This window comes from Candidatus Symbiopectobacterium sp. NZEC135 (genome assembly GCF_025962695.1).
The window spans coordinates 1-591 of the sequence record NZ_JAGFPF010001333.1 but is presented as its reverse complement, the minus strand read 5'-3'; the positions used below and the strand labels follow the sequence as shown (position 1 = coordinate 591).

Below are 591 nucleotides of genomic sequence, written 5' to 3'. Positions count from 1 at the left end.
GACTATTATATGAACAAAAGTAAAAATACCCATAAGTTTGGGCTATTGACCCTCAACGGTATCATCGTTTCTGTCTTACAACAGGCGAATATCCGCGTTATCACGCGCCGCCTGTTGCTGCTTTTTGAAACTCCGCTGTTGCAGCTCACTGTTGTTCACCAGGGTCAGTGCGGATGTCGGACACACCCGCACGCACGAGGGGGAAGCGGCAACATCGACGCAGAGATCGCACTTGTGCACCTCGCTTTTTGCCGCCGCGCCTTGTGAGGTCAGCACCACGTCAATCGCGCCAAAAGGACAAGCAATAACGCAACTTTTACAGCCAATGCAACGGGATTGAATGACCTGAATGCTGTCGTGGTGGCGCACCAGCGCATCATGAGGGCACACGCTGGCACAGGGGGCGTTTTCGCACTGGCGGCACAATACCGGCACGCTCACCTGTGCGCCTTTGATCACCTTCAGGCGCGGGAAGAAACGCGCTTTGTCGATGGTGGCATCGGCGCCGCCCGCATGGGCGACGGCACAGGCGATTTCACAGGTGCGGCAGGCAATACATTTACTGGCATCGGCAATCACAAAAGCGTTCAT

Annotated in this window: 1 protein-coding gene; it reads right to left on the bottom strand. The window is 55.3% G+C overall.

Features of this window, described 5'->3' with window-relative positions:
- Positions 1-75: 75 nt before the first annotated feature.
- Positions 76-591, bottom strand: a 516-nt coding sequence (locus tag J5224_RS34120) for a 4Fe-4S binding protein (protein ID WP_264629280.1), incomplete at its 5' end; no start/stop codon positions are given.